Origin of the sequence: Chromobacterium sinusclupearum (assembly GCF_002902845.1) — a bacterium.
Classification (GTDB): domain Bacteria; phylum Pseudomonadota; class Gammaproteobacteria; order Burkholderiales; family Chromobacteriaceae; genus Chromobacterium; species Chromobacterium sinusclupearum.
The window spans coordinates 42,130-65,859 of sequence record NZ_PPTF01000060.1 but is presented as its reverse complement, the minus strand read 5'-3'; the positions used below and the strand labels follow the sequence as shown (position 1 = coordinate 65,859).

22 protein-coding genes are annotated in these 23,730 nt (G+C 63.5%); 8 read left to right on the top strand and 14 right to left on the bottom strand.

The window, feature by feature from the left end; translation table 11 throughout:
• Positions 1 to 6: 6 nt before the first annotated feature.
• Both C2134_RS12260 and C2134_RS12255 read right to left on the bottom strand, forming a co-directional pair.
• Positions 7 to 369, bottom strand: a complete 363-nt coding sequence (locus C2134_RS12260) for a YkgJ family cysteine cluster protein (RefSeq protein ID WP_103320413.1) — start codon at positions 367 to 369, stop codon at positions 7 to 9.
• Between the two features lie 97 nt (positions 370 to 466).
• Positions 467 to 1,714 (bottom strand): TIGR03862 family flavoprotein, encoded by a 1,248-nt coding sequence (locus C2134_RS12255; protein ID WP_233196434.1) that lies wholly within the window; start codon positions 1,712 to 1,714, stop codon positions 467 to 469.
• Positions 1,715 to 2,025: 311 nt separating this feature from the next.
• Here C2134_RS12255 and C2134_RS12250 point away from each other — a divergent pair, with 311 nt between their 5' ends.
• Positions 2,026 to 3,654, top strand: coding sequence for a methyl-accepting chemotaxis protein (locus C2134_RS12250; protein WP_103320409.1), 1,629 nt, complete (start codon positions 2,026 to 2,028; stop codon positions 3,652 to 3,654).
• 162 nt (positions 3,655 to 3,816) lie between these two features.
• Positions 3,817 to 5,199 (top strand): ATP-dependent RNA helicase DbpA, encoded by a 1,383-nt coding sequence (gene dbpA, locus C2134_RS12245; RefSeq protein WP_103320407.1) that lies wholly within the window; start codon positions 3,817 to 3,819, stop codon positions 5,197 to 5,199.
• Positions 5,200 to 5,255: 56 nt separating this feature from the next.
• Here the strand turns inward: dbpA and C2134_RS12240 are convergent, their stop codons facing one another.
• Positions 5,256 to 6,872, bottom strand: coding sequence for a methyl-accepting chemotaxis protein (locus C2134_RS12240; RefSeq protein WP_103320405.1), 1,617 nt, complete (start codon positions 6,870 to 6,872; stop codon positions 5,256 to 5,258).
• Between the two features lie 215 nt (positions 6,873 to 7,087).
• Between C2134_RS12240 and C2134_RS12235 the strand changes: the two genes are divergently transcribed.
• The gene (locus tag C2134_RS12235) at positions 7,088 to 7,756 is read left to right on the top strand and encodes a 7-cyano-7-deazaguanine/7-aminomethyl-7-deazaguanine transporter (protein ID WP_103320402.1); all 669 of its coding nucleotides are present in this window, start codon (positions 7,088 to 7,090) and stop codon (positions 7,754 to 7,756) included.
• A gap of 99 nt (positions 7,757 to 7,855) precedes the next feature.
• Here the strand turns inward: C2134_RS12235 and C2134_RS12230 are convergent, their stop codons facing one another.
• The 3 genes from C2134_RS12230 to C2134_RS12220 all read right to left on the bottom strand — a co-directional run bounded on the left by C2134_RS12230 (position 7,856) and on the right by C2134_RS12220 (position 12,560).
• Complete coding sequence (locus tag C2134_RS12230; RefSeq protein WP_199152672.1) at positions 7,856 to 8,401, bottom strand: GNAT family N-acetyltransferase; 546 nt, start codon at positions 8,399 to 8,401, stop codon at positions 7,856 to 7,858.
• Positions 8,402 to 8,487: 86 nt separating this feature from the next.
• A complete protein-coding gene (locus C2134_RS12225) occupies positions 8,488 to 9,726 on the bottom strand; it encodes a putative bifunctional diguanylate cyclase/phosphodiesterase (protein WP_103320400.1) in 1,239 nt (412 codons plus the stop codon).
• A complete protein-coding gene (locus C2134_RS12220; RefSeq protein WP_158248762.1) occupies positions 9,642 to 12,560 on the bottom strand; it encodes a PAS domain-containing protein in 2,919 nt (972 codons plus the stop codon). Before C2134_RS12220 ends, C2134_RS12225 begins: the two co-directional genes overlap by 85 nt.
• Before the next feature lie 322 nt (positions 12,561 to 12,882).
• Here C2134_RS12220 and C2134_RS12215 point away from each other — a divergent pair, with 322 nt between their 5' ends.
• A complete protein-coding gene (locus C2134_RS12215) occupies positions 12,883 to 13,707 on the top strand; it encodes a hypothetical protein (RefSeq protein ID WP_103320396.1) in 825 nt (274 codons plus the stop codon).
• Here C2134_RS12215 and C2134_RS12210 read toward each other — a convergent pair.
• A complete protein-coding gene (locus tag C2134_RS12210; RefSeq protein WP_103320394.1) occupies positions 13,704 to 14,324 on the bottom strand; it encodes an FMN-binding negative transcriptional regulator in 621 nt (206 codons plus the stop codon). The genes C2134_RS12215 and C2134_RS12210 overlap by 4 nt on opposite strands.
• A gap of 112 nt (positions 14,325 to 14,436) precedes the next feature.
• On the opposite strand from C2134_RS12210, the gene gntR reads away from it, so the two are divergent.
• The 4 genes from gntR (at position 14,437) to C2134_RS12190 (ending at position 18,275) form a co-directional block, all read left to right on the top strand.
• The gene (gntR, locus tag C2134_RS12205) at positions 14,437 to 15,456 is read left to right on the top strand and encodes an HTH-type transcriptional regulator GntR (protein WP_103320392.1); all 1,020 of its coding nucleotides are present in this window, start codon (positions 14,437 to 14,439) and stop codon (positions 15,454 to 15,456) included.
• Between the two features lie 185 nt (positions 15,457 to 15,641).
• On the top strand, positions 15,642 to 16,142 hold the full coding sequence (locus C2134_RS12200; RefSeq protein WP_103320390.1) for a gluconokinase: 501 nt from the start codon (positions 15,642 to 15,644) through the stop codon (positions 16,140 to 16,142).
• A gap of 26 nt (positions 16,143 to 16,168) precedes the next feature.
• The gene (locus C2134_RS12195) at positions 16,169 to 17,476 is read left to right on the top strand and encodes an MFS transporter (RefSeq protein WP_103320389.1); all 1,308 of its coding nucleotides are present in this window, start codon (positions 16,169 to 16,171) and stop codon (positions 17,474 to 17,476) included.
• Positions 17,477 to 17,657: 181 nt separating this feature from the next.
• Positions 17,658 to 18,275 (top strand): beta/gamma crystallin domain-containing protein, encoded by a 618-nt coding sequence (locus C2134_RS12190; RefSeq protein ID WP_158248761.1) that lies wholly within the window; start codon positions 17,658 to 17,660, stop codon positions 18,273 to 18,275.
• Positions 18,276 to 18,355: 80 nt separating this feature from the next.
• Here the strand turns inward: C2134_RS12190 and nudB are convergent, their stop codons facing one another.
• From nudB to C2134_RS12155, 7 genes are read right to left on the bottom strand one after another with little or no spacing between them, the layout of a single operon-like run.
• Positions 18,356 to 18,805: a dihydroneopterin triphosphate diphosphatase gene (gene nudB / locus C2134_RS12185; protein ID WP_103320385.1), complete on the bottom strand. Its 450-nt coding sequence runs from the start codon at positions 18,803 to 18,805 to the stop codon at positions 18,356 to 18,358.
• Complete coding sequence (locus C2134_RS12180) at positions 18,806 to 19,426, bottom strand: response regulator transcription factor (RefSeq protein ID WP_103320383.1); 621 nt, start codon at positions 19,424 to 19,426, stop codon at positions 18,806 to 18,808.
• Between the two features lie 12 nt (positions 19,427 to 19,438).
• Positions 19,439 to 20,728, bottom strand: a complete 1,290-nt coding sequence (locus tag C2134_RS12175) for a mechanosensitive ion channel family protein (protein WP_233196433.1) — start codon at positions 20,726 to 20,728, stop codon at positions 19,439 to 19,441.
• A 54-nt stretch (positions 20,729 to 20,782) separates the two neighbouring features.
• Complete coding sequence (lolD, locus tag C2134_RS12170; protein WP_103320381.1) at positions 20,783 to 21,475, bottom strand: lipoprotein-releasing ABC transporter ATP-binding protein LolD; 693 nt, start codon at positions 21,473 to 21,475, stop codon at positions 20,783 to 20,785.
• Complete coding sequence (locus C2134_RS12165) at positions 21,468 to 22,706, bottom strand: lipoprotein-releasing ABC transporter permease subunit (protein WP_199179932.1); 1,239 nt, start codon at positions 22,704 to 22,706, stop codon at positions 21,468 to 21,470. The genes lolD and C2134_RS12165 overlap by 8 nt, the downstream gene beginning before the upstream one ends.
• A gap of 2 nt (positions 22,707 to 22,708) precedes the next feature.
• Positions 22,709 to 22,939 carry a hypothetical protein gene (locus C2134_RS12160; RefSeq protein ID WP_043626106.1) on the bottom strand — a complete coding sequence of 77 codons (231 nt, stop codon included), beginning with the start codon at positions 22,937 to 22,939 and terminating at the stop codon, positions 22,709 to 22,711.
• Between the two features lie 58 nt (positions 22,940 to 22,997).
• Complete coding sequence (locus C2134_RS12155) at positions 22,998 to 23,726, bottom strand: C40 family peptidase (RefSeq protein WP_103320380.1); 729 nt, start codon at positions 23,724 to 23,726, stop codon at positions 22,998 to 23,000.
• Positions 23,727 to 23,730 lie beyond the last annotated feature (4 nt).

Here is a 23,730-nt window from a genome sequence, read left to right as displayed (position 1 = left end):
CGATGCTTAACCCGTCAGCAAAGGGTGAGGATCATTGACGGCCATCGCGACGTCCCGCAACACCGCCAGCCCGTGCGCCGCTCGCGCCTTATGGCATTGCGCCGATCCGGCCTCCACCTCGCGACAGGCGCTCGGGCGCGCGGCATAGATGCCGCAGGCCACGCTATGGCCCACCTCGCCCTGCAAGGCGACGCAACGCGGGCTATTCGACCAGGTGCCGCGCATGCAGCGGGTCCAGTCGTTGACTTTCTCGGTGAATTGGCTGGGGATGGCGCCGCCACCGTCATCGGCTTCAGCCCAGTAGAAGGAAACGCGGAAGTTGGCGCAGCAGGCGCCGCAGGATTGGCAGGGATTGCTTTTTTCACTCATGGCAAGCAAGAAAAACAGTTTACGAATCACGCCTCGATCAGGCGAAATAATGTGATCCGGGTATTCTGTCAGGCTCGCTTGCCGCCCTCAAGTAAAACTATTTTGATGCGCCGTCCTGCAGCCACTCCGCCATCCCGATGCCGGCGGCGCGGCCGCTGGCGAAGCAGGCGGTCAGCAGATAGCCGCCGGTGGGCGCCTCCCAATCCAGCATCTCGCCGGCGCAGAACACGCCGGGCAGCGACTTCAGCATTTGCCGCTGGTTCAGCGCGGAGAAACACACCCCGCCGGCCGTGCTGATCGCCTCGTCCATGGGCCGGGGCGCCGCCAGCCTCAACGGCAGGCGTTTGATCGCGGCGGCCAGCGTCGGCAGGTGCTGGAAACTCTCCTTGTCCAGGCACTCGCGCAAGATTCCGGCGCGCGCCCCCTTGAGGTTCAACCTGCTTTGCAGATGGCTGGATAGCGAGCGCGAGCCGCGCGGGTGCGTCACCTCGGCCAGCACCTTGGCCTCGTCCCAGGACGGGATCAAGTCCAGATAGCAGGTGGCGGAGCCGGAGCGGGCGATCTCGTCGCGCAGCAGCGCCGAACAGGCGTAAATCAGGCTACCTTCGATGCCGCCCTGCGTGATGACGCACTCACCCACGCGCTTGAAGCTACGTCCACCTCCGCCCTCGAAGGAAAGCCCCACCGCCTTCAGCGGCTCGCCGGCGAACTTGTCGGAGAAAAACGTGCTCCAGCTGACATCAAATCCGCAATTGGACGGCATCAGCGGCGCCGTGGCCACGCCGCGCTCGGCCAGCCAAGGCATCCAGCGGCCATCCGACCCCAGCTTTTTCCAGCTGCCGCCGCCCAGCGCCAGCAATACCGCGTCCGCGCGCACCGCCAGTTCGCCGTCCGGCGTATCGAAACGGAGGCTGCCGTCCGCGTTCCAGCCCTGCCAGCGATGGCGCGCATGGATGCGCACGCCGGCATCGCGCAGCCGGCTGAGCCAGGCGCGCAGCAGCGGCGCGGCCTTCATCTCGCGCGGGAACACCCGGCCGGAGCTGCCGACAAAGGTTTCCACGCCCAGACCATGCGCCCAGGCGCGCAGCGCATCGGCGTCAAACGCGCGCAGCAGCGGCTCGATCTGTTCCGCGCGCGCGCCATAGCGGCCGACGAAGGCCGGATACGGTTCGGAATGGGTGAGGTTCAGCCCGCCTATGCCGGCCAGCAGAAATTTACGGCCCACCGAGGGCATGGCGTCATAGACATCCACCTGGATGCCGCGTTGCGCCAGCATCTCCGCCGCCATCAAACCCGCCGGCCCGCCGCCTATGATGGCGACACCGCGCCTCGCTCCGTCACTCATGCCCATCTCCACGCTATCCAATCTCGATTTCACCATAGCCGGCGCAGTCAGCCGCGTCGGCAAGGGCGCGATTGTTGCAGAAAAAGCCGGCCAACCCAAGCCATAAGGCCTTGAACGCGCTTTGATAGCAAATCCGCCACCGCGGCAAGCGGTATCCGCGCATTCCTTGATCTTGGCCAGACGCGGCCCACACTCTCCGAACTAGAATTCCTACGGCATAGCCATGCTAAAGTTATTTTCAGCTGCCCGCTCAGCGACGATCAAAACACAAACCACACACAGGAGACGGGGCCACGCCGCCCCGGCATGCAATGAGAAAATTTTCCGACTGGCCAATCTGGCTGCGACTGACCGGCGCCATCTGGAGCTGCCTGGTACTGGCATGGGGGGGATTGATCGCGTGGGAAACGCGCGCCAGCCGCGACATCGCGGTAGAACAGGCCAAGGACCTGGCGCACAGCATGAATGAAATGACGCTGGCCGGGCTGACCGGCATGATGATCACCGGCACCGTGGGCCAGCGCGATGTGTTTCTGGACCAGATCCGCGAGCTGTCCGCGGTGCGCGACCTGCGGGTGATACGCGGCGAACCCGTCAACAAGCAGTTCGGCCCCGGCAACGCCGGCGACAAGGGGCGCGCCACCGATGCGCTGGAACGCGCCGCGCTGCAGGACGGCAAGCCGCATGTGCAGATCGAATCCACACCCGAGCTGGGCGAGCATTTGAGGGTGGTGTACCCGGCGCTGGCCTCATCCAATTATCTGGGCAAGAACTGCATGGCCTGCCATCAAGTGGCGGACAAAACGCCGCTGGGCGCGGTCAGCATGCGCATCTCGCTGGAAAAACCCTATGCCGCGGTGGACAGCTTCCGCACGCAGAGCATCCTGTTCGCCCTGCTGGCCTCGCTGCCGCTCTTGGGCGTGGTGTATCTGTTCATCCGCCGTTTCGTGACCGACCCCTTGCAGGAAATGGCCAAGGGCTTGGCCGAGCTGGCCAAGGGCGAAGGCGACCTGACGCGCCGGCTGCCGACCAGAAGCAACGACGAGATCGGCGTCACCGCCCGCCTGTTCAACCAGATGCTGGGCACGGTGGCCAGCCTGGTGCGCCAAGTCAGCGAAAGCGCGGACGCGGTGGCGCTGGCCTCGCGCCGGCTGTCCGGCGGCGCCAACCAGCTGGCCGCCAGCTCGCACCGCCAGAACAGCCAGTCGCTGGCCGCCGCGGAGGCCGTGGAACAGTTGGCCTGCCACATCGGAGAGATCGCCGGCAAGGCGGAGCATGTCAGCAACGGCGCCGAGGAAAGCCTGCAGCGTTCCGAGCAGGGCCAGCGCAGCTTGCAGCAGCTGCAACAGGAGGTCGGCCAGGTGGAAAGCGCGGTGCAGCTGATGGCGCAGGCGGAGAGCGACCTGGTCAACTCCACCGCCGTGATCACCAGCATGACCAAGGAGGTCCGCGAGATCGCCGAGCAGACCAACCTGCTGGCGCTGAACGCGGCGATAGAAGCCGCCCGCGCCGGCGAGATGGGCCGCGGCTTCGCCGTGGTGGCGGACGAGGTGCGCAAACTGGCCGAGAAATCGGCCAAATCCGCCAGCGAGATCGACTCCGTCACCGGCGCGCTGAACAGCAAGACCGATGCGGTGCGGCAGGCCGTCAGCGCCAGCCTGCAATCGCTCGAAGCCAGCCGCCACTCCACAAACAGCGTGGCCAGCGTGCTGAGCGCCGCCAACCAGTCGGTGGCCGAGGTCCGCAACGGCCTGCAGCAGATCGTCGAGGTCACCGAGCAGCAACGCCTCACCAGCCAGGCGGTCAATGAAAACATCGACGCCATCGCCAACATGGCGCGCACCAACGACGCCGATATTCAGCAGACCGTGGGCGCGGCGGCGGAGCTGGAAACGCTGGCCCAGCGCCTGACGGATTCGGTGTCGCGCTTCCGGGTGTGAGGATACCCGGGCAAAAACCGCAACATCTGATAAAACTAGATAGGAAGACCCCAGCGCCCGGTTCACCGGGCGTTTTTTTCAACTGAAAATGCGCCGGGCATTTGGCCGCGAGCCTCACTGCTGTTACACTGCCCAGCCTTTAGCCAACCGCGCCAAGTCATTGTGAAACCAGCCGCTTTTTCCTCCCTGCCCCTGCCCGCCCCCTTGCTGTCCAACCTGGACAGCCTGGGCTACCACCAGATGACCGCCATCCAGGCCGCCAGCCTGCCCGCCATTCTGGAAGGCCGCGACCTGATCGCCCAGGCCAAGACCGGCAGCGGCAAGACGGCTGCGTTCGGCTTGGGCCTGCTGGCCAGCATCAATCCGCGCTGGTTTGGCGTGCAGGCGCTGGTGATGTGCCCGACGCGCGAACTGGCTGACCAGGTGGCGCAGGAAATCCGCCGCCTGGCGCGCGCCATCGACAATATCAAGGTGGTGACGCTGACCGGCGGCACCCCGATGGGGCCGCAGATCGGCTCGCTGGAGCATGGCGCGCACATCGTGGTGGGCACGCCGGGCCGGCTGCAAGACCACCTGTTCCGCGAAACGCTGAATCTCTCCGGCGTGAAAACGCTGGTGCTGGACGAGGCGGACCGCATGATAGACATGGGCTTCATCGAGGAAATCGTCGGCATCGTCCGCGCCTGCCCGAAGAACCGCCAGACCCTGCTGTTCTCCGCCACCTATCCGGAAGACATCCGCAAGGCCAGCGCGCAGTTCCTGAAAAAACCGGTGGAAGTGAAGGTGGAGTCGCTGCACAAGGCCGATCACATCGAGCAGTGGTTCTACAAAGTGCAGCCGGAAACCCGCCTGGAGACGGTCAGCCGCATTCTGCGCCACCTGCGTCCCACTTCGGCGCTGGCCTTCTGCAATACTCGCGAACGCTGCAAAGAGCTGGTGCGCGAGCTGCAGGAACAGGGCTTCAACGCACTGACGCTGCACGGCGACCTGGAGCAGCGCGAGCGCGACCAGATTCTGCTGCGCTTCGCCAACAAGAGCGCCACGGTGCTGGTGGCCACCGACGTGGCGGCGCGCGGACTGGACATCAAGGAGCTGGATGTGGTGATCAATGTCGACGTCACCCATGATCCGGAAGTCCACATCCACCGCATCGGCCGCACCGGCCGCGGCGATCAGCACGGCCTGGCGCTGACCCTGGCCACCGACAGCGAGGCCAAACGCCTGGTGCAGATCGAAAACTACCAGCAGGCCGACCTGACTTGGGCCGACGTGGAAGAGCTGACGCCTGCCCCGGGCGGCCCGCTGCTGCCGCCGATGGTGACGCTGGAAATCGCCGGCGGCAAGCGCGAAAAACTGCGCCCGGGCGACCTTTTGGGCGCGCTGACCGGCGAGGCAGGCTTTGCCGGCAGCCAGATCGGCAAGATCAACATCTTTGAATTCAACAGCTTCGTGGCGCTGGAGCGCAGCATCGCCGAAGCCGCCCTGGCCAAGCTGTCGCAAGGCAAGATCAAGGGCAAGCAGTTCAAGATGCGGCTGATCGGCTGACGCCGAAAATGAAACAGGGCCTGGCGGCCCTGTTTTCCCCGACCCGCACCCTCGTCTTATACCTGATACTGCGCCACCGTCCGCTGTATGCTTTCCGCCTGATCCTTCAGCCGGTTGGCGGAACTGGCCGAATCATTGGCATCCTTGGAGTTGCCCTCGGCCATCTGGGCGATCTGCTCCACCTTCTGCGCGATGATATTGCTGGCGCTGCCCTGCTCCACAATGCTGCTGGAAATTTCGCTGATCAGCTCCACGCTGCGTTCGGAATTGGTTTTGATTTCCTGAATCGCCTCGCTGGCGCCGCGCGCCTTTTCCGCCTCCAGATTCACCCGCTCCACCACTTGCTGCATGCCGGCCACCGCCGCCTGCGTGCCGTGCTGCATCTTGTCGATCACGCCGGAAATTTCCGTGGTGGAGCTGGCGGTGCGCTCGGCCAGCTTGCGCACCTCGTCCGCCACCACGGCGAAGCCGCGGCCCATTTCGCCGGCGCGCGCCGCCTCGATCGCCGCGTTCAGCGCAAGCAGATTGGTCTGATCCGCAATGTCCTTGATCACCCCCAAAACCGTGGCGATGGTGGCGCTGTCATCGCGCAGCTTGCCGATGCGGTCCGCCGCCTCGCCCACCGCCTGCGCCACGGCGCTGATGCCGTCCACCGTGCCCAGCACCACGCCGCTGCCGCGCTCGGCGATCTCGCCGGCCTCCCGCGCCTGCGCATTCGCCTCGCGCGCCCGGTCCGCCACATGGTTGATGCTGACCGTCACCTGCTCCACGGCGGCCGCCATTTCCGAGGCCGACTCGCTCTGCGTCACCGAACTGCCGGCGATGTGCGAGGACGAATCAGCCATCATCACGATGGCGCCTTGCATCTGGCTCACGCTGCCGCGGATTTCCAGAAAGCTCTGCTGCAGCCGCCCCATCAGCTCGTTGAACGCCGTCGCTGCCTGGCCAATTTCGTCCATCCGCGCCACCGGGGCGCGTTGGCGGAAATCCAGCTGCGTGCGCACCGCCTGCATGGTGCCAAGCAAGCTGGCCAGGCTGTTGCGGATATTGACGTACAGCTGGGCGCTGAGAGCGCCGCAGACCAGCACCGCCAACGCGATCACGGCCAGCGACATGACAACACCAGCCTGATATGCCGATACATTGTCCTGCGACAACTGATCGGCCAGCTTGTAGTTGTATTCGATGTGGTCCAGCAGCAGTTGATTCAGCGTCTTGGCCTCGTTCGACATATCGCCCAGCATCAGTTTGTCGGCGCCGGCGGCATCGTTGGCCTGCACCAGCTGCAAGTATTTCTCGCGCTGCTGTCTATAGGTTTTCATGGCGTCGCGGTCAGCCTGCAGCATCTTGCGGTCGGTATCGTCCGAGATCAGGTCCTTCTCGTACTTGTCCATCGTCGCGTCAAAACGCTTGTCCAGCTCAGACATCTGCGCCTGTTGCGCCGATTTGGCCGCGGGGTCGGTCAAGGCCACGCTGCGCGCCAACGTCAGCCGGATGTCCGCCAGCGCCTCCTTGCCCTCGTCCAGATCATGGATGCTGGGGAAGGTATTGATCTTCAGATAATCAAAGCGTTCATTGGCCTTCTTCTGCTGCCACAAACCCTGAACGCCCACCACGATCATCGCGATCAGGGCGAGAGCTATCGTCAACATCAGCCGCTTGGTTATCGTCATCGCCCACTCCTTCCAACCATCCGTGCCAGGGAAATTACTTAGAATAGTTATAGACAGGACTGACAAACAAACAACAAATCGTTCCGCATATCCGATGCACGGCGCAGCGCGCGCTTCCCATCTCCCTGGCAAACCGGTAATATCCTGCCCCTTGCCGCTGCCGCGGTGTTTATTCACTGGGTTCCCTCACCCCAGTCAGCAAAAAGGATATTCCAATGTTTGCCTTTACCAGCCGTCAGCGCTTGTCAGCGCTGCTGTGGCTCTCCTGGTTTCACATCGCCATCATTGCGTCCAGCAATTACCTGGTGCAGCTGCCGATCACCGTATTCGGCTTTCACACCACCTGGGGCGCTTTCACGTTCCCGTTTATCTTCCTGGCTACCGACCTGACCGTGCGCATCTTCGGCGCGCCGCTGGCCAGGCGCATCATTCTGGCGGCCATGGTGCCGGCGCTGGCCATCTCCTATCTGGTGTCCACGCTGTTCTATCAGGGCGCCTGGCAAGGCGCGCAGGCGCTGCAGCAGTTCAACCTGTTTGTCGCCCGCATCGCCGTGGCCAGCTTTGCCGCCTATGCCTTGGGCCAGATACTGGATGTACAGGTATTCAACCGGCTGCGTCAGCTCAAGGCCTGGTGGGCGGCCCCGGCGGCGGCGATGTTCCTGGGCAATGTCAGCGACACGCTGTCGTTTTTCTTCATCGCCTTCTACAAGAGCAGCGACGCCTTCATGGCCGCCAACTGGGTTGAGATCGCGCTGGTGGATTACAGCTTCAAGGTGCTGATCTGCATGCTGTTCTTCCTGCCCATGTACGGCGTAGTGTTGAAGATGATCTTGCAGCGGCTGCTGCGGAGCGGCACAACAGAGCAAGCGCTGCAGCCGGTTTGATCCTGACGGGGCAAGAACTGGCTCAGAGGCATCGGCTTAACAGAATGATGGGTAATCCGGGCATTGCGCCACATCGAATGCAACGCAATGCTCGGGCGCTCAGATCGACTGCGCCGCCAGATCGCGCCGGTATTTGACGAAACCGCGCTTGGCGTCGCCGTGAAAGCCCTGCCGCATGAAAAATCGGTGCGCGTCCACACGGCTGGCCGAACTGAGCAACATGATCTTGCTGCAATCGCGAGCCATACAACTACGCTCCGCCTCGCGCAGCAGCGCCTCTCCCGCCCCCCGGCCACGCCAACGCGCATCCACTATCAGGTTTTCCAGCACAGCGAAGGGTTGTTCGCCATACATCGCGTCTTCGCAAAATCCGAGCCAAACAGTGGCTATCAGCTCGCCATCGTATTCGCACACCAGGATCTGAGTTCGCAGACCATCGGCCAGCAATGCTAGACGCTCCGGCAATACCCGCACCGCCGGATCGCCAGTCAGCTGGGAATAGAGTGCCGTCAACGCAGCCGCATCGGCTGCAAGAGCCAAACGGATTTTCCACTGGGAACACCTTAACAGCGGCTTATCAACCGCAAACTCTGATCCCGGCACTGCCATCCATTCGCCACCGTCATCTTGGCGAGTCATTTCCATATCGCTTCACTCCGATAAAAACAGGCCCACACCAGCAAAAGGTTCGGTGCCGCAGGCCTTGAGCTTAGCGACGAATAATCCCTATGTCATTTCATTTGAATGTCCAGCCCCGCCGCCCCAGGATCCAACTGGCGCCAGACCGCGTCATCGCGCCAATGCCGGCACCAGTCCGGCACGGCGGCGGCCTCCATCGGCCGGGCGATGCCGAAACCCTGGGCATAGCGGCACCCCAGCGCGCGCAGCGCGGCGCCATGCTCCAGCGTTTCCACGCCTTCGGCGATCACCTTGCGATTGAAGATCGCCGCCAGCTGAATCACGCCTTCAACGATGTGGCGATCATCGGCGCTGGTCAGCATGTCGTGTATGAAGCTGTTGTCTATCTTCAGCGTTTCCACCGGCAGGCGGCGCAGATAATTCAGCGAGGCATAACCGGTGCCGAAATCATCCAGGGCGAAATGGACGCCAAGCTGGCGGCAGCGCTGCAGCGTCTCGATGGTTCTCTCCACATCCGCCTCCGCGCTTTCCTGGATTTCCAGTTCCAGGAAGTCCGGCGGCACATTTGGATACAGGGCCAGACTTTGCGCCAGATGATCGCAAAAATCCGCGCTGAGCAGATAGTGCGCGCTGACATTGGTGCTGATCCGAATGGAGAAGCCGGCATCGGCCCATTGCGACACCTGCTTCAGCGCGGCATCCAGCACCCATTGCCCGAATGCGCCTTCCAGTTCGTGGCCGCGCAGATGCGGCAGGAACTCCGCCGGCGCAAGCAAGCCGCGCTGGGGGTGGTGCCAGCGGATCAAGGCTTCCACGCCCATGATCTCGCCATCGAACAAATCGACCTTGGGCTGGTAGAACAAAGCGAACTCGTCGCGGCCCAGCGCCTGGCTCAGCAACTCCAGGAACTGGCGATGCTCCTGCGCCACGCGGTCGCTTTCCGGATCGAACAGCTGATAGCGGTTCTTGCCCGCCTCCTTGGCCACATACATCGCCTGGTCGGCGTGGCGCAGCAGCGTGTCCGGATCGACATTGTCCTGCGGATACAGGCTGACGCCTACGCTGCACGTGACATTGACCGTGATATTGCCCACCAGCACCGGCGCGGCCACCGCCTGCAGTATCCGGTCCAGCACCAGCATGCACTCTTCGGTGGAGCCGACCTCGGACAACAGCACCACAAACTCGTCGCCCCCCAGCCGCGCCAAGGTGTCGTCGCCGCGCAGCACCGATTTCAGATGGCCGCTCACCGCCACCAGCAGTTGGTCGCCCACCTCATGGCCATATTGATCGTTGACCGATTTGAAGCCATCCAGATCGAGGAAGCACACCGCGCAGGACTTGCCGCTGCGCGTGCGCGCATGATGGCCTGGCGCAGCCGGTCGGATAGCAGCCGGCGGTTCGGCACGCCGGTCAGCGGATCGAAGTGCGCCACCCTATCCAGCTCCGCCTCATGCACCTTCAGCTGGGTGATATCGGAGAAAATGCCGATATAGTGCTGAACTTGGCCGTTTTCATCCCGCACCACCGAAATCGACAACAGCTCGGCGTACAGCTCGCCGTTCTTGCGGCGGTTCCACAACTCGCCGCGCCAGAAGTTATGCCCCTTCACCGAGCTCCACAACTCTTCGTAAAAGCTGTTGGACTGCTTGCCGGAGGACAGCATGCTGGGTTTGCGGCCTATCACTTCCTCCGCGCTGTAGCCGGTGATGCGGCTAAAAGCCTGATTGACCTTGGTGATCACCCCATCCGGGCTGACCATCAAAATGCCCTCGTAACTGCTGTCGAACACCGCCGCGGCTTCTTTCTGCGTCTGTTCGAACACTTTGCGTTCGGTGATGTCCGTATGCGTGCCGGACATCATCAGCGGCTGGCCCGCCGCGTCGCGCTCCACCACCCGGCCGCGCGACAGTATCCAGCGCCAGTCTCCGCCGCGGGTGCGGCAGCGAATTTCCACTTCATGACTGGCCGACTCCGCGCGCAGATTGCGTTGAATCGACTCCTTCGCCCGCGCCACATCGTCTGGATGCACATGGTCGTACCAGTTGTCCGCGGTGATGCGCATCTCTCCCGGGCCATAGCCCAGCATGCTCTCCCAGCGCGGGCTGACCTGAAAACTGCCGGTCTTCAGATTCCAGTCCCAGAAGCCCTGATCCGACCCCTCGATGACCCGCGCCAATTGCTGCTCGCGGCTGCGCAAGGCCTGCTCGGCGCGACGCTGCTCGGTCAGATCGCGGCCAAACGCCATGTAGCGGCCATCTTTCAGCCGGCCGGTGGCCAGATCGACGCAGATACTGCCGCCTTTCTTCTGCCGCAGCAGCCACTCTGCTCGCAGAAAGGCGCCGGAAGCGATCTGATCCAGATGCGCCTGCAGCATGGGCAGAGACTCCGGGGCCACCAGATCGCGGATCTGCATGCCTTTCAATTCTTCCAAACTGTGCCCGGTAAGCCGGCAAGCCGCCGGATTGGCGAAGATGTAAAAGCCATCGGGATCGGTCACCCAAATCGCCTCGCCGGCCTCGTTCAATACCAGCCGCAGATCGTCGTCCACCCGCTTGCGTTCGGTGATGTCGGACAGGTTGCCCACCAGCCTCAGCGCCGCGCCGCGCTCGTCCCACTCCACCGCCCGGCCCCGAGTCTGCAGCCAACGCACGCCATGCTCCTGATTGGCCAAACGGAATTCGACCTCGATGCGCGGCGATTTGCCGCGGCGGTGCGCCTCTATCGCCTGCAGCACGAAAGGCAGGTCCGCCGGGTGAATCAATTGCCGGAAAAAACGGAAATCGCCGCTATCATCCTCCACCCGCGTGCCGGTCACTTCGTAATAGCGAGGCGAACGGTATACCCGGTCGCTGCGCAGATCCCAGTCCCAGAAACCGTCGCTGGTGGCTTCCACCACCAGTTGCAGCCGCGCCTCGCTCGCCTTGACCTGCAAGGCCATGTTCTTGCGAGCCGTGATGTCCTGCATCGTGCCGTACAAGGCCACCACTTTGCCGCCCTCATCCCGCCGGGCCTCGCCGCGCGCGGTCACCCAGCAGGAGGTGCCGTCCGCCCGCAGCACTTCCAGATCGCACTCATAGCCCATTCCGATGAGCCGGCAGCGCTCGGTCGCTTCGGACAGCTGCGCCCAGCTATCCAGCGTGAAGAAGCGCTGCAGCGCCGAATAGTCCAAAGGCGGCCCATTGCCATCCATGCCGAACAGCCGGTAGATCTCCGCCGACCACTGATGGCGGTCGGTGCGCAAATCCCAGCTCCAGCTGCCCAAGCCAGCCAATTGCTGCGCCAGTTGCAGCTCCGCCTCGCTGACGCGCAAGGCCTCCTCGGCGCGCTTCTGATCGGTGATGTCGCGGGAGATGCCGAACAGGCCGATCAAACGGCCGTCAGGCGCATAGACCGGCCCCTTGGTCACCAGGAATACCATGTCGTCGCCGCTTTGCAGCGTCAGAGACTCTTCCTGGGTCAGCACCCTGCCGGACTGCATGATCGCGCGGTCAATCGCCATCAGCTTGCGAGCGGTATCCTCGGCGAACAGCGCATGGTCATCCCGCCCCAGCACCTCGCGCTCATCCTTGCCCACAAAAGCCAGGCCGGCCTGGTTGACCACCAGATAGCATCCATGCACATCCTTGACGAACACGGCATCCGAAGTGCTGGACACCACCGCGCCCAGCAGCCGGCGGTTCAGCTCCACGCGGAAAAGCGTTTGGCGCAATGCGGCGCCCACCCAGCAGGTCGCCATGCCCGTCAAAACGAGGAACGCCAATTGCAGATGCTGCCCCAAGGACGGCGTGGCATGCGCCCCAAAAACGGGCAAGGCATTGGAAGCCAGCGCAGCCAGCGCGGTAGCCAGCAGGCCGGGCCCCAGACCGCCCAAGCTGGCGCACAGCATGATGGGGAGCATGAACAAAATCAGCATGGACTGCTCGCCGTCTAAGCCGGACAGCATGGCGCGCAGCGCCATGATGCAAACGGTCAACAAGACGGCAAGCAGATAGGCCAAACGGACGGACCCGCGGCTGGGAAGCAAGTCGGCGGACAAGGCCACATGCCAGGCCGGCAGATCCGTTTGATATCCCTGAGCGATTCGCAGCGCCAATAACAACAGCAACAAGCTTACCGCGACAAACAGGCCATCTTTGATGGCAAATGCATGCGCGCCGCCCATCGCACGCATCCACGCGTCGGGCAAAACGAGCCAAACCCAGGCAAACGCGGCATAGGCCACTGTCGCCAGCAAGATGAATCTTGTCCGCGGCTGCACCCGCATCGCGCCCCCCCCTGCCGGCCAAATGGCCCATGGTGTGATTACATCGGGACCGCCCGCCACTGCAAACGCCAAACCGTAGCGAGATACCCTGTCAACGCTTAGAACGCCTCAAATAAAGATATAGCATTGATCGGCCAGGCAACGCCCATCTGAACCGACTTCCGTTTGAATTTGAACTATTCTTTAGCGGTAAAACAATATGTTGCTTGAAGGATCGGGGATGGAGTTTCAGTTCGATCTGGATGATCCGCTGCAGTGCCTGGAGCGGATCTATCTGCAGTTGAATCCCATGGTGGTGGCCTTCCGTCCGCTGATGAACGGCGGCCTGTTCGGCCCTGTCTTCGGCAGCGGCCTGCTGCTGTCCTATCGCGACGAAACCTTCATCATCACTTCGGAAGCCGTGCTGGCGGAAATTTGCGTCGCCTACAATCAGCAGGCATGGGCCTGCTCGGAGCGTCTGAAGTGGCCGCTGCGAGAACTGTGCTGCGCCTGTTCGCCGCACATGGAAATCGGCGCGATCCACATGCCTATGGACTGGCTGGACAAGCAGCCTCAGCCCTCATGCTTCGAACTGAGCGGCGTCGGCTGGGCGGACCCGATGGCCAGCGCTTTCACCCTGCTGCTGGGCTATCCGGTCCCCAGCCGCTCGCCTTCCGCCGATCCGGATTCGGCCATCGGCATCGTGTCCCGCGCCTACCCCAACGGCAACCGCGACTGCGAGACGCTTCACCCGCTGTTCGTCGAATTCGACAGCCGTGACATCCTGAGCCGCCATCCCTTGGACAAGGCTGCCTTGCAGCACCATTATCAGCTTGCCGGCACGCCCGCCATCAGCCTGTACCATTCGTTCCGGGACGACAGCAACCGCCTGACCGCCTACCTGCAAGGCATCGTCACGGAGTGGGACTCGGCCGGCATTGGCGCAGTCACCACCTCCACCATGCTGCTCAACGGCTTTCTCGACAACTACCTGCAGCAGCTGCAGCAAGGCGCCAAGCAGGCCAAGGATAATGTGGCCTCGCTGCTGGCGCGTTTTCGACGCTAAGGCATCGCCGCAGCCACGCCGTCCGCCCGCGGCTCGCCCCGCTCGCGCAAGCCGGCTCGCACGCAGTCGCGCGCGGCGTCGCTCTGGTTCTGGCTCAGCTTGAACTTTCCTTCCAGGCTGTCCACCGTCAACTCTATGCCGACGATTGCCGCCATCATCTTGTCGATATAATCGGCCGGCGCGTCGTCCATCCGCCAGGGCTGGGCGAAAGCGGCTTCGTGCTCGGTCGTCAGATCGCGTAGCAACTGCCGCAGCCATGCCCTGTCGTCCACCGCGCGCAAACGCCCGCGCGCATGCGCCACCATATAGTTCCAGGTCGGCACCACCTTGCCGTGCTCGGCCTTGGCCGGATACCAGCTCGGCGTCACGTAAGCGTCGTCGCCCTGGAAAATGGCCACGGCCTGCGGCTCTCCGCCCAGCTGTTTCCACAAGGGATTGGCACGCGCCACATGGCCGCGCAGAACCAGCGTCTCCTCCCGCCGCACCGCCAGCAAGGGAATATGATTGACCAGCGGACCGTCCTCGCCGTTGATCGCCAGCGCAGCCAATGGACGGGCGCGCATCAAATGGCATAAAGCGTCCGCGTCGCTCGCCTGAAAATGCTTGGGCAGATACATGGGATGATCCTGTCAAATAAGCGCCATTATTCATTTCGTATCATGCCGCGGCAAGCCCGCGCGCTTCACGCTGCGCTACAATAGCGGCGGCCCATCCCCAAACATGAGAAACATGTCGAGAAAACCGCGCGTCCGCTCCGGCAGCGGCGTCACCATGCATGATGTCGCCCGCGCGGCGGGCGTCAGCGCCATTACCGTATCGCGCGCGCTGAACCAGCCGCAGCAGGTTTCGCCGGCCTTGCGCGACAAAGTGATGCAAGCCGTGGACGCGCTGGGTTACGTCCCCAGCCGCTCGGCCAGCACCCTGGCCTCGGCGCGCTCGCGCACGGTGCTGGTGCTGATCCCGTCGCTGGGCAATACGGTGTTTCTGGACACGCTTGCCGGCATCGAAACCGTGTTGGCCGAGGCCGGCTACCAGATGCTGATCGGCAACAGCCATTACGACGCGGATCAAGAGCTGCAACTGCTGCGCGCCTATCTGCAGCACCGGCCGGACGGCGTGCTGCTGACCGGCCTGAGCCACGCCGCGCCGTTCGATGACCTGCTGCGCCGGCATGGGCTGCCGGCGGTATACATGATGGACCTGGCCGACGACGGCCGCTGCTGCGTGGGCTTCTCGCAAGAAGAAGCCGGCGCGGCCATCACCCGCCACCTGCTGGAGCGGGGCAAGCGCCGCATCGGGTTTCTGGGCGCCCAGCTGGATGAGCGGGTGATGAAACGCCTGGCCGGCTATCGCGCCGCCTTGGCCGAGGCCGGTTGCCACGACGCCGGCCTGGAATGGCTGGACCCGGCGCCCTCCAGCATGCAAATGGGCGCCGACATGCTGGACGCCGCCCTGGCGGCGCGGCCGGACTGCGACGCCCTGTTCTGCTGCAACGACGACTTGGCGATAGGCGCGCTGGCGCGCTGCCAACAGCTGGGCATCGCCGTGCCGGCGCGGCTAGCCGTGGCCGGCTTCAACGATCTGCAGCCGGCGGCCTGGTGCACGCCCTCCCTCACCACGGTGGCCACGCCGCGCCGCGAGATCGGCATCCAGGCCGCCCGCGCGCTGCTGGCGATGATAGAAGGCGATGCGCCGCAAGCGCTCCGCCTCGACCTGGGCTTTGCGTTGATGCTGCGCCGCAGCAGCTGAAATCCGCCTCCCGCCGCGGCGCGCCTGATCTGCCGCCGCCTGTTGTGCACCGACTACATTTCTCCCTATCGCAAGTGAAAACTTGATCCAGCTGCTTGTTGCCGCGCTTTTGTTAGCGCTAACATAATTGCCATTCGGCCGATCTGGCATCGGCCATTTCTTCACTCTAATTTGTTAGCGCTAACATGAATACCCGCAATATCGTGGTGATGGGCGTGGCCGGCTGCGGCAAGAGCAGCATAGGCAAACTGCTGGCGGAGGCGCTGGGCGCCCGCTTCATCGAGGGCGACAGCTTCCACCCGCCGGAAAATATCGAACGCATGCGCGCCGGCATTCCGCTGGACGATGCCAGCCGCGCCGGCTGGCTGGCCAATCTGGCCGAACAACTGCGCCAGGCGCGCGCCGATGGCCGCGCCATCGTATTGGCCTGCTCCGCCCTGAAGCGGCGCTACCGCGACGTGCTGCGCCAAGGCGACCCGGAACTGCGCTTCGTCCACCTGGGCGGCGAAGCCGAGCTGATCGCCGCGCGCATGCGCGAACGCAGCGGGCATTTCATGCCGGAGAGCCTGCTGACCAGCCAGTTCGCCGATCTGGAAGCGCCCGGCGCGGACGAGCGCGCCATCGCGGTGGACATCGGCGCGCCGCCGGAAGCCCTGCTGCGGCAAATCCTGGCCACGCTGAAATAACACAACGCAGAAATGAGGAGAACAATATGCACGCCCCGTCACGACAGCAACATCAGGTTCCCGCCCGCCGCTGGCGCATAGGCTGGCTGCTGGGCATCGGCATCCTGGTCAATTATTTCGACCGCATCAGCCTGTCGGTGGCCGCGCCGCAGCTGCAGCAGGAATTCGGCCTGAGCAACGGCGAACTGGGCCTGTTGTTCAGCGCCTTCTTCTGGAGCTACGCGCTGCTGCAAATTCCCACCGGCGTGATCCTGGACCGCTTCGGCACCACCCGCATCGGCCGCCTGGGCGCGCTGCTGTGGGGCGTGGCCGCCACGCTGACCGCCTGCGCCGGCGGCTTCGCCGGCATCTTCGCCGCCCGCGTGCTGCTGGGTATCGCCGAAGCGCCGGGTTTTCCGGTCAGCTCCAAGGCCACCGGCTACTGGTTCCCGCGCCGCGAACGGGCTATGGCCACCGCCATCTTCGACGCCGCGGCCAAGTTCTCCAACGTGATAGGCGTGCCGCTGGTGGCGCTGGCCGTGGTGCATCTGGGCTGGCGCTGGGGCTTCGGCGTGTCGGCCATCCTCAGCGTGCTGTACTTCATCGCTTTTTATCTGATCTACCGCGACCCCAGCGCCGACAAGAAACTCAGCGCGGCAGAGCGCCAGTACATCGTCCAGGGCGGAGCCGCCGAAGAAGGCGTCAGCCAGCAAAGCTCGATGGCGATGCTGGGTTACCTGCTGCGCCAGCGCAAGGTGTGGGGGCTGTCCATCGGCTTTGCCGCCTACGGCTATGTGTTCTACCTGTTCCTGACCTGGCTGCCCGGCTATCTGGTGCAGGCCATGCACATGGATATCCTGAAGTCGGCCTGGTTCTCCGCCATTCCCTGGATGTTCGCCACCTTGTCCGACCTGTTCGTCGGCGGCTGGCTGATAGACAAGCTGATTGCCCGCGGCCACGATGAAACCCGCGTGCGCAAGGCGGTGCTGCTATGCGGCATGACCATGGGCATGGCGGTGTTCGGCGCCACGACCACTACCGACCCATACATCGCCATCATCTGGATCACCATCGCGCTGAGCGGCCTGGCCGCCGCTGCGCCGGTGGGTTGGTCGCTGCCGTCGCTGATCGCGCCGCGCGGCGGCACCGGCACCGTCGGCGGCATCATGAATTTCGCCAACAATATGATGGGCGCCATCGCCCCCATCGTCACCGGCTTCATCGTCGGCGCCACCCACTCTTTCACCAATGCCTTCCTAGTGGCCGGCTGCATGCTGGTGATCGGTATCCTGGCCTTTGTGTTCCTGCTCGGCCCGATCGAGCAGCTGCCCGAGCCCGGCGTCTCCCCGGACTAAGGCAGCCCCTCGGCCCCGGCGCAAGCCGGGGCTTTTTGCGACCCAAGACCATGCACAAAGTATGGGATTTTCAAGCCTCCCAGCGCTGACCAATCGGCCTGTTGCCGTTCTTATGGCCTGGCGGCAAGCTGCGCCCTGCAGTCGACACCCTATACCCGTACTCATCGACAAGGAGCATGGCATGGCACTGTTACCGGATCAGATCGCCTTCTTCCGCACCAAGGACCTGCAAGGAGAGCCCGATTTTTACAAGGTGGGAGACGATATCACCTTCCAATTCGGCGACAACTTCAACGACAAGTACAAGTCGGTGGAAGTCGGCGAAACCGCCAAAGTGCGCTGCTATCAGCACACCAACGCCAGCGGGTTAACGCATGAATATCTGCCGGGCCGGCATCAGAACATCGACGCGCAAATCAGCGGCCTATCCAAATTCCAGGTGCTGGCGCTAGACACCGCCTTCGCGGTAGGCCTGCGGCTGCACGACAAGACCGGCAGCGCGCCGGGCGAGTACACCATGGTCTTCGAGGCTGCAGAAATCGGCCGAGTGGAAGTGCCATCCGGCCTGGGCAACTACGTATTTCTTCCCGCCTCCTCCAGCAGCAACGAAACGACCTGCGCCATCTTTGTCTTTAATCGCGACGGCATATCCGTGGCCAGCGGCGCAGTCTATTTCCGCTGGGACCCGCACACGCTGGAGATACACATCACAGAATACGAGGAAACCTTCCCGGCCAATATGTCCTACCACAAGGACGACCAGACGCGGATCACCTTCTATCTGGACGCCGTCAAATAAGCGTTGACGCAGAACGCGGGCACACGCAAACGCGACAAAGCCCGCCAAAGCGGGCTTTTTTCGCTGAGCATCGCGCGCGTTCAGGCCGTCAAACCAAGCCTCTGCGGCAGCAAGCGCAAGGCTTCGGCATTCGATGGGGAGAACACTTGCTCTGCGGCCGGCTCCCACGGCAGCCAGCGATAGCCCAAATGCTCGCGCGGGGCCAGCGTCACCTGGCAAGGCTCGTCCAACATCAGGCCAAACACGTGCTCGTCGTTATGGGTGACGCCTTCCGGATAGCGGTGCCGCCAATGGGCATAGATTTCATAACGATTGACGATCCGCCAATCGCTGAGTTCGAAGCGCGAGGCGTCTAGCCCGGTTTCCTCCGCCACCTCGCGGCGCGCGGTGTCGATCAGATCCTCGTCGCCCTCGCGGCTGCCGGTGACCGATTGCCAGTAGCCGGGCTTGTCCGCACGCTCCAGCAACAAGACCTGGCCATCGCGGCTATGAATCACCACCAGCACCGAAACCGGCTGCTTGCTGCCCATCTAGATCTTGCCTCCTTGCGCGCCGGGCGCCGCCAGCATGCCGGCAAGCTCCACCGCGGATTTGACGCCCATTTTTTCGAATACCCGCGAGCGATGGACCTCCACCGTCTTCATGCTGATGCACAGCTCCTCGGCGATCTGCTTGTTCAGTTTGCCGGCCAGGATCAGCTGCATCACTTCGCGCTCGCGTTCGGTCAGCAGCGCCAGCGCCGCGGCCACCTTGAGCTGGTAGCCGTGCAGCTGGCGGTTCTGCTCGTCCAGCGCCACCGCCGCCGCCGCGCGTTCTAGTAAATGCACGTCGTCGAAAGGTTTCTCGATGAAATCCAGCGCGCCCAGCTTCAAGGCTGCCACGGCATGCGGCACGTCGCCGTGGGCCGTCAGCATGATCACCGGCGGACAGTAGGGCCAGGCGGCCAGCTTTTCCAGCACCACAATGCCGCTGATGCCGGACAAGCGCAGGTCCAGAACAATGCCATTGTACTCTAAGCCGTTTTCCGCCGCCAGAAAGGCTTCGCCGCTGTCGAAGCCATCCACCTGGTAGCCCTGCCCGTCCAGCAGCCACAGCAAGGATTGCCGCACCGCTTCGTCATCATCGATGATAGCCAGACGCTTTGCGCTCATGATGTCTCCGTGTCAGCCCTGCGCCGGCTTGTCGCCGACGATGCGCACTTCCCGCTGCGGGAAGGGGATTTCGATGTTGTGCTGCTTGAACAGGCGCCAAATGGCGAGATTGATGTCCGACTTCAGGCCCATGAAGCCGTTTTCCGGATCCAGTACCCAGAAGCCCAGCTCCATATTGATGCCGCTATCGGCGAACAAGGTCACAAAGGCGTTCGGCCCCGGCTGCGTCTGCACGCGCGGGTGCACCGCCGCCTGCTTGAGCAGGGACATGGCCAGATCCAGATCGGTGCCGTAGGCCACCTGCACCGGCACGCTGGTCCACAAGCTCTTTTCCGAGTACGACTGATTGACCACCGTATTGGACACCAGCAGGTCGTTCGGAATCAGCGCCTCGCTGCCATCGCCGCCGCGCAGCACCACGTAGCGCGAAGTCATGCGGGTGACGTTGCCCACCCGGTCGCCAACCATCAGGCGGTCGCCGATGCGGATGGAGCGGTCCAGCAGAATGACGAAGCCCGACAGGAAATTCCGGGCGATGTTCTGCAGGCTAAGACCCAGACCGATGGTGAAACCGCCGCCCAGCGCAGCCAGCACGGTCAGATCGATGCCCACTACCGGCAGGGCGACCATCACCGCGATCACCACCAGGATGATGCGCGTCAGCTTGGCGAACACGATGCGCAGATTGGAATCGAGGTGCTTGAGCTTCATGATGCGCGCCTCGATCAGACGGCTGGCCCACAGCGCCACCACCACGATCACCGTCACCCACAGCAGGCCGTTGATGATGGTGAGCATGTCCAGCTTGGTCTTGCCGATGCTGAAGGTCATCGACTCCAGCCAATCCGTCACCGCCACGTCGAAGCCTATGGTCCAGCTGACGAAGCCCAGCCACAGCACGGTGGCCAGCACGTGCTCGGAATGCCGCTCGAAGCGACCGGACGGAAACGCCTGCCGCACCACGGCCGTGCACAGCCGGATCACCGCCAGCCAGAACAGCATGGCGCTGAAAATATGCAGCACCAGCATGGGCGCGTGCTCCAGCCGGCTCCAGGCCAGGCTGGCGGCGATCACCAGCAGCTGCGCGGACACCGGCAGCACCAGCCGGAAGCCCAGATACGGCAGGAACTGCTCGTAGCGCTCGGGCGTGTGCGTGAACCAGCGGCGGTATAGATGGCGGGCGATGAAGACAGCCAGCAGGACGCAGATCGCGCCTATGCCCAGCTCGATCAAGCCATTGGGGGTTTGCAGCGCGTCAAGCAGCGCGAAAAAATCCATTTCCTTGCGGATGAACAACAGCAAAGTCCGACTCCTTGTCAAAACGGCGAACGGGCCGATCGCTCGGCCCGTTCTCGATCAGGCGGAAACCGAATCAGACCGCGCCAGGCGGCCTTCGTTCAATCGCAGCACCCGCTGGGTGCGTCCGGCCAGGTCCAGATCATGGGTGACGATGATCAGGCTGGTGCCCAGCGTGCGGTTCAGCTCCAGCATCAACTCGAACACCTGGCGCGCCGTATTAGCGTCCAGATTGCCGGTCGGCTCGTCGGCCAGCAGGCAGGCCGGTTGCGTGACCAGCGCGCGGGCGATGGCGGCACGTTGCCGCTCACCGCCGGACAACTCGCCCGGCTTGTGCTCCAGCCGCTTGCCCAGCCCCACCCGCTCCAGCATCTGGGCGGCGCGGCGCGCAGCTTCCGTCTTGTCCATCCGGCGGATCAACAGCGGCATCATCACGTTTTCCAGCGCGGAAAATTCCGGCAGCAGGTGATGGAATTGATAGACGAAGCCCAGCGACTCATTGCGCAGCCGGCCGCGCTCGTCCTCGGTCAGCTGGGACAGGTTCTTGCCTAGCACCTCCACCGTGCCGTGGCTGGGCGTATCCAATCCGCCCAGCAGATGCAGCAGCGTGCTCTTGCCGGAGCCGGACGCGCCGACGATGGCCAAGTGTTCACCCTTGGCCACGTCCAGATCGATGCCGGACAGCACATCCAGCGCCAGCTTGCCTTCCTGGTAGCGTTTCCCCAGCTGGCGGCAGCTCAATACTTTACTCATAGCGCAGCGCCTCCGCCGGTTGGGTGCGCGCCGCGCGCCAGCTGGGGTACAGCGTGGCGAACAGCGCCAGCAGCAAGGAAATGATGGTGATGGTGGACACATCGCCCCACTGCACGTCGGACGGCAGGTAGTCGATCATGTAGACGTCGCTGGACAGTATCTTGGCCCCGATGATGCGTTCGATCACCGGCACGATCACATCCAGATTCAGCGCGACGACCACGCCGCTGACCGCGCCCGCCAGCGTGCCCAGCACGCCGGCCACCGCGCCCTGGATCATGAAAATCTTCATGATGCTGCCCGGCGATGCCCCCAGCGTGCGCAGGATGGCGATGTCGGCCTGCTTGTCGGTCACCACCATCACCAGCGTGGAGACCAGGTTGAAGGCCGCCACCGCGACGATAAGCGTCAGGATGATGGTCATCATCCGCTTCTCGATCTGCACCGCGCGGAAGTAATTGGCATTGGTATCGGTCCAGTCCGTCACCATCAGCTGCGGCAACTGCGGGCGCAGGCTTTCCTTCAATTGCGGCGCCAAGAGCGGATCGTCCAGCTTCAGCCGCACGCCGCTGACCGTATCGCCCATGCGTTCCAGCACTTGGGCGTCGCGCAGATTGACCATGGCCAGCGAGGAATCGAACTCGAACATGTCCACCTTGAAAAGGCCCACCACGGTGAACTGCTTGGAGCGCGGAATCATGCCGGCCGGCGTAATATTGCCCTGCGGCGTCATCAGCGTGACCTTGTCGCCGACGCCCACGCCCAGCTGGCGCGCCAGCTCCACGCCCAAGGCCATGCCGAAGCTGCCCGGCTGCAGATTGTCCAGCTTGCCGGCCACCATGTGGCGGCCCACGTCCACCACCTGATTTTCCAGCTTGGGCTCGACGCCGCGCACCAGGCCGCCGCGCACATTGCCGTAGGCGACGAACAGGCCCTGGCTGCTGACAAAAGGCGCCGCCGCCACGACATGCGGCTGCTTGACCAGCATGTCGCGCGCGCCCTGCCAGTTGGGCAGCCGGCCATCATAGCCGCTCACTTCCAAATGCGAGGCCACGCTGAGGATGCGGCCGCGGATTTCCTTCTGGAACCCGTTCATCACCGACAGCACAATGATCAGCGCTGCCACCCCGAGGGCGATGCCGACGATGGAAATCAGCGAAATGAAGGAAATAAACCCGTTGCGGCGCTTGGCGCGCAAATAGCGCAGCCCGATAAAGGCTTCAAATGGCATTGTCAGGCGTCTCGCTCGGAACGGTAGGGATTGTCCAGGCTCTGCATCATCGCCACCAGGAAGTCGCGCACCTGCCGCTCGTCGCACCCCATCAGCACGGCATCCTCGAAAGCGTCCTGCGCCAGCTGGGCGATCTCTTCCAGATTCTCGCGCATCACTTTCAGCTTCTCGACGCAGGCCACCACATTGCCTTCCGGGTCCTTCCAGACCGGTATTTCAATCTTCAAAGTCATTTTCGTTCCTGAAAACAAGATGCCCGCAAGCTGCGGGCATCAGGCTAGACCCTTGGGTTCAGCGCTTGTGCTTCTTCTTGGCGGCATGCGAGGCCTTGGCCGCCTTTTTGCCGCGCGCCGGCTCGGCCGCCTTGCACTTCTTGCCCTTGCGGCATTTGACTTGCGACTCGGCTTTCTTGGCGCCGCCCTTCACGCTGACGTCATCAGACGTATCGGCCGCCTGGTAGGCGGTGCTACGATTGACCCTGCGCGCTCCATTGTAACGCGCGCTCCAGTAACTCTGTGACAGATTGGCCACTTCAATGTTCTTGCCGGTGCGCGGCGCATGGATGAATTTGTTATTGCCCATGTAAATGCCGACATGGGAATAATTGAAGCCTCGGGTGTTGAAGAACACCAGATCCCCTGGCACCAGTTCGCCGCGGCCGACGGACTTGCCCACCTTGGCCATTTCGGCGGCGGTGCGCGGCAGGTTGACGCGCAGCGACTTCTGGAACACGTAACGGATAAAGCCGCTGCAGTCCAGGCCGTCATCCGGCGTGTTGCCGCCGAAGCGGTAGGCCACGCCCAGGAGACTCATCGCTTGCAAAAGCAGATCACCCACCGCATCCTCTTGCGGAGCGGCGTACTTGGAGATGGGATCGTCCGGTTTGTCGGCCGCCGAGCTGTCGGCTGCCGTTTTGCCATCGACCGGGGGCTTGTCCGGCGCGGCCTTGTCTGGCGCAGCCTGGGCGAAAACCATAAAGCCCGCCAGCGCCAGCGCTGATAAGCGGAGTTGCAATTTCATAGGC

Excerpts from the sequence above, each read along its gene's own strand:
- C2134_RS12200 (WP_103320390.1), top strand. The coding sequence starts at position 15,642 with ATGAATACCCGCAATATCGTGGTGATGGGCGTGGCCGGCTGCGGCAAG.
- C2134_RS12160 (WP_043626106.1), bottom strand. The coding sequence starts at position 22,939 with ATGACTTTGAAGATTGAAATACCGGTCTGGAAGGACCCGGAAGGCAAT.
- C2134_RS12165 (WP_199179932.1), bottom strand. The coding sequence starts at position 22,706 with ATGCCATTTGAAGCCTTTATCGGGCTGCGCTATTTGCGCGCCAAGCGC.
- C2134_RS12250 (WP_103320409.1), top strand. The coding sequence starts at position 2,026 with ATGAGAAAATTTTCCGACTGGCCAATCTGGCTGCGACTGACCGGCGCC.
- C2134_RS12220 (WP_158248762.1), bottom strand. The coding sequence starts at position 12,560 with ATGGGCGGCGCGCATGCATTTGCCATCAAAGATGGCCTGTTTGTCGCG.
- C2134_RS12215 (WP_103320396.1), top strand. The coding sequence starts at position 12,883 with ATGGAGTTTCAGTTCGATCTGGATGATCCGCTGCAGTGCCTGGAGCGG.
- C2134_RS12260 (WP_103320413.1), bottom strand. The coding sequence starts at position 369 with ATGAGTGAAAAAAGCAATCCCTGCCAATCCTGCGGCGCCTGCTGCGCC.
- C2134_RS12180 (WP_103320383.1), bottom strand. The coding sequence starts at position 19,426 with ATGAGCGCAAAGCGTCTGGCTATCATCGATGATGACGAAGCGGTGCGG.
- C2134_RS12230 (WP_199152672.1), bottom strand. The coding sequence starts at position 8,401 with ATGGAAATGACTCGCCAAGATGACGGTGGCGAATGGATGGCAGTGCCG.
- C2134_RS12195 (WP_103320389.1), top strand. The coding sequence starts at position 16,169 with ATGCACGCCCCGTCACGACAGCAACATCAGGTTCCCGCCCGCCGCTGG.
- C2134_RS12155 (WP_103320380.1), bottom strand. The coding sequence starts at position 23,726 with ATGAAATTGCAACTCCGCTTATCAGCGCTGGCGCTGGCGGGCTTTATG.
- C2134_RS12240 (WP_103320405.1), bottom strand. The coding sequence starts at position 6,872 with ATGACGATAACCAAGCGGCTGATGTTGACGATAGCTCTCGCCCTGATC.
- C2134_RS12190 (WP_158248761.1), top strand. The coding sequence starts at position 17,658 with ATGGCACTGTTACCGGATCAGATCGCCTTCTTCCGCACCAAGGACCTG.
- C2134_RS12210 (WP_103320394.1), bottom strand. The coding sequence starts at position 14,324 with ATGTATCTGCCCAAGCATTTTCAGGCGAGCGACGCGGACGCTTTATGC.
- C2134_RS12255 (WP_233196434.1), bottom strand. The coding sequence starts at position 1,714 with ATGAGTGACGGAGCGAGGCGCGGTGTCGCCATCATAGGCGGCGGGCCG.
- C2134_RS12235 (WP_103320402.1), top strand. The coding sequence starts at position 7,088 with ATGTTTGCCTTTACCAGCCGTCAGCGCTTGTCAGCGCTGCTGTGGCTC.
- lolD (WP_103320381.1), bottom strand. The coding sequence starts at position 21,475 with ATGAGTAAAGTATTGAGCTGCCGCCAGCTGGGGAAACGCTACCAGGAA.
- gntR (WP_103320392.1), top strand. The coding sequence starts at position 14,437 with ATGTCGAGAAAACCGCGCGTCCGCTCCGGCAGCGGCGTCACCATGCAT.
- nudB (WP_103320385.1), bottom strand. The coding sequence starts at position 18,805 with ATGGGCAGCAAGCAGCCGGTTTCGGTGCTGGTGGTGATTCATAGCCGC.